Here is a 3,304-nt window from a genome sequence, read left to right as displayed (position 1 = left end):
CGGATGATAAATTGCTCAGCTTTCTCGAAAGCCTATAGATTATGCCGCATGCCCGCACCGGAAAAGCACTAAAACAAACACCCAGCCTATCTGGTGCGGCATAATCTTTTCTGCGGCATTATGAATGTTATGCCGATATCGGCATAAGATTCATTCCGTCGGACACCCCACCAGGCTGGACCGCTTCATAGACAAGGCTACCCGCTTCGGGGACGAGGACTACAGCAAAGAAGAGCTGATAGCAGAGATGGGGGCTAGTTTCCTCTGTGCCTTCACCGGCATCCAGGAGGCTGTATTTGAGAACTCAGTGGCTTACCTGCAGGGCTGGGCCAGCAAATTCAAAAACGACAAGACCATGATTATCTACGCCGGCACTAAGGCTTTCAAGGCAGCCAGCTATATTCTGGACCTGAAGGCAGAGGAAAGCGGGGAAGCGCTGCCTGCCGTGGCCATGGCCGCTTAAAGGAAGCCTTGCATCTTTCGGGCAGCTACTTTCCGATGACTAAGCTCTCCACCTGCCACAGCTTGAGCGGTAACCCCGTTCAGGCTGTGGCACATAGTGCATGGCAGATTGCAGAATTTGCTTCCTTTCAGTATCTTGAACACTATATTTCCATGTTTGTTGAACATCCATTGGGGGATTAGTTTATACATCAAGCATACGTTAAGAAGTAGATGGTTCAATTACGCGAATTCCGGCAGTACAGAAGGGGAGAGGTGCTGCACCAGTACAGGAGTTGGCGCTATGTGAAAGAGAACAGGTCTTACTTTCTGTACCTCATCTTTGACTCCGGCACCTGTGTCTATGTGGGTGAGACCAGCAACATCTTCTGGAGAGTTATCAAGCATAAAGACAAGTGCTCCGATGGAGCGGTGATTTACCTCCAGGAGTACCAGGACAAGGAAGAGGTGCTCAAGCTGGAGAAGCACTACATCCGCATGCTCAAACCAAAGTTCAACAACAGATACTGCCAGCCTCACCAACTGGAGCTGTTTCAATGATTTCATCCGCCATATGAAGGGAGACAATCTGAACCGTTTTGACCGCATCGTGGCGATGCTCGTTCACCTGCAGTCGGGCCGGGTGGTAAAGGCACAGGAGCTGGCTAGCCGCTTTCAGGTGAGCCTGCGCACTGTGTACCGGGACATACGCTCCCTAGAGGCCTCCGGGGTGCCTGTCACCGGGGAGGCCGGTGTGGGTTACTCGCTGGTGGAGGGGTACCGCCTGCCCCCGGTCATGTTCACCCGCGAAGAGGCCTCCAGCTTTGTGGCCGCTGACAAGCTGATGCAGAAGTTCAGCGACAAAGCACTGGGCGCCCATTATGAGTCGGCCATGTACAAGGTCAAATCTGTTTTGAGGGGCAACGCCAAAGATTGGGTGGCCGCCCTGGAGACGCAGGTGTGGGTTAACTCCTGCGAGAGGCTTTTCAACGAGAGCACGCCCGATGCCCTGAACGTGCTGCTGGACAGCATCGCAGAGAGGAGGCAGGTCACCCTGCAGTACCGGTCCCCTTACTCGGATGAGTCGGTGGACCGGGTTATTGAGCCTGTGGGGCTGTTCAACGAAAACAACTACTGGTATGTGATGGCCTATTGCCACCTGCGGGAGGATTACCGCCAGTTCCGTACTGACCGGATGCAGGTGATAAAGCGAACAGACCTGCCTTTCGCAAAGGAGCACGAAAACACAGGCGGCCACAGGGGCTCCGGTGTTCCGGCCGCAAAAACAAAGGTGGTGATACGGGTGGACAGGGAGGCGGCAAGGTACATCGGAACAGGGCGCGGATACTACGGCTTCGAGTCGGAAAGAGCCCTGGGTGACTGGGTAGAGATGACCTTTATGACCGCCGATTTGGAGCATGGCTTCCCCCGCTGGTTTATGATGTTCGGCGACTGCGCCGAGATAGTGGAGCCCGAGAGCCTCAGGGAGCGGGTGGGCGAGCTGCTGGAGAAAACGGTTGCTAACCTGAAACAGAGGCGCTAAGCAGGCAGCATCAGTCTTCCAGTTCCGCGCAGGCGAAGCCGGCGTCCCCAAGTCTTTCGATAATGGCAGCGGGCTGTACCGAGACGGCCTCGACCCGGAGGATATGGTCGCAGTCCTCCAGGTCAAAGCTCCATTTCTCGTGCTTATCCATCAGCCTGTCCAGCAGCGGCTTTACCTTGCTGACGCTGCGGTTTGTCGTCACCGACGTTTTGAACACAAGCACTGTTTCCATGTGAGGCGTGAGGTTTTTATCTTTCCCAGAAATAAGGCGGTTCCATGCCCAGCGAGCGCAGGTACACGTAGCCTTGCCCCCTGTGGTGGATCTCATTGTCGATAAAGTAAAGGATGGTGGACCACACCGTCCCCTCATACTGCCCAAAGGCCACAATGCGCTCATGGAACCTCTCGTCAGGAATCTGCGCCCAATACCGGTCGATTTCGGCTGTGGCCTCATCCCACAAGGTAAGGATGCTTGCTTTGCTGCCTGCCTGGTCGAGCTGCTCGTTCAACTCCTCCGTCCCGTGGCCGGCAACCTGCCGGATACCCGGAGCGGTGATAGCCAGCAGCTCCTGCGCCATAGCGGCGAAAGGGCGCATGCCGGCAACAGTGAATTCGAACAGCTCCTTCTCGGGGAAGGCCTCGATTACCCTGCGGGTAAGGCTCCTGTGCCCCTGCCAGTGCTTGAGCAAATCAGCTGAGGTGATAACCGAGGCGGCTTGTTTTCTTGTTTCTTCCAAGTTCATAGTTTGCGTATTTGTTTTGAAACTGATTGTATAGGCAAAGCTAAACCCGCAGAATGACAACAGCCTGTCAGCAGTACCTGGAAATTTCCGGCTTAACTCAAAAACAACGCTACCGTACAAAACTTGCTGTTAGCTTAATATCCTTGAAGAAGAGGCAGAGCCAGTATAAAGGCAAACAAGCTGGAGATAATGTTCTGAAACTAACAGGAGAGAATAATTTGTAGTTACCGCTGCTTGGTCTCAGCACGTTAAGTCATTAAGTTTTCACACTTACGTGCAGGTGAATTCGTCTTTCGCGAGTTCTTTTCACAGCACATAGCCAAAGCGGATCATGCTGCATACCGTGTGATGGCCGAGTGATTTACTTCGATACACCTTCTGAACAGACAATCAAACCTCTCCCTGCTATACTGTCAAATGCGCTGGTATCAGGGAAGCCGATAAGCATTCTTATGAACTGTGTTAAAAAGCAACTGTATTGGCGCTTTTTTTTAGGCGTACGTTTATCAATTCACAGCGTAAACCTCTCCGGACCTTACCATACCAAACACCTGTTTTATGAGCTTGTTCATCACGG

General features: G+C 53.1%; 5 protein-coding genes. 3 read left to right on the top strand and 2 right to left on the bottom strand.

Annotated elements, in window-relative coordinates:
- The first annotated feature begins 124 nt into the window (after positions 1–124).
- The 3 genes from DXT99_RS26605 (at position 125) to DXT99_RS26590 (ending at position 1,984) form a co-directional block, all read left to right on the top strand.
- A complete protein-coding gene (locus DXT99_RS26605; RefSeq protein WP_115568633.1) occupies positions 125–463 on the top strand; it encodes a zincin-like metallopeptidase domain-containing protein in 339 nt (112 codons plus the stop codon).
- A 212-nt stretch (positions 464–675) separates the two neighbouring features.
- On the top strand, positions 676–1,002 hold the full coding sequence (locus DXT99_RS26595; protein ID WP_115568631.1) for a GIY-YIG nuclease family protein: 327 nt from the start codon (positions 676–678) through the stop codon (positions 1,000–1,002).
- 13 nt (positions 1,003–1,015) lie between these two features.
- Positions 1,016–1,984: a helix-turn-helix transcriptional regulator gene (locus DXT99_RS26590; RefSeq protein WP_115568630.1), complete on the top strand. Its 969-nt coding sequence runs from the start codon at positions 1,016–1,018 to the stop codon at positions 1,982–1,984.
- Between the two features lie 10 nt (positions 1,985–1,994).
- On the opposite strand, the gene DXT99_RS26585 is transcribed toward DXT99_RS26590, so the two are convergent.
- Together DXT99_RS26585 and DXT99_RS26580 are read right to left on the bottom strand one after the other, a co-directional pair.
- Positions 1,995–2,216 (bottom strand): hypothetical protein, encoded by a 222-nt coding sequence (locus DXT99_RS26585; RefSeq protein ID WP_115568629.1) that lies wholly within the window; start codon positions 2,214–2,216, stop codon positions 1,995–1,997.
- A gap of 16 nt (positions 2,217–2,232) precedes the next feature.
- Positions 2,233–2,727 carry a DinB family protein gene (locus DXT99_RS26580; RefSeq protein WP_115568634.1) on the bottom strand — a complete coding sequence of 165 codons (495 nt, stop codon included), beginning with the start codon at positions 2,725–2,727 and terminating at the stop codon, positions 2,233–2,235.
- Positions 2,728–3,304 lie beyond the last annotated feature (577 nt).

Origin of the sequence: Pontibacter diazotrophicus (assembly GCF_003367245.1) — a bacterium.
Lineage (GTDB): Bacteria > Bacteroidota > Bacteroidia > Cytophagales > Hymenobacteraceae > Pontibacter > Pontibacter diazotrophicus.
The sequence above is the reverse complement of the archived record's forward strand: the minus strand, read 5'-3'. Positions and strand labels throughout refer to the sequence as shown.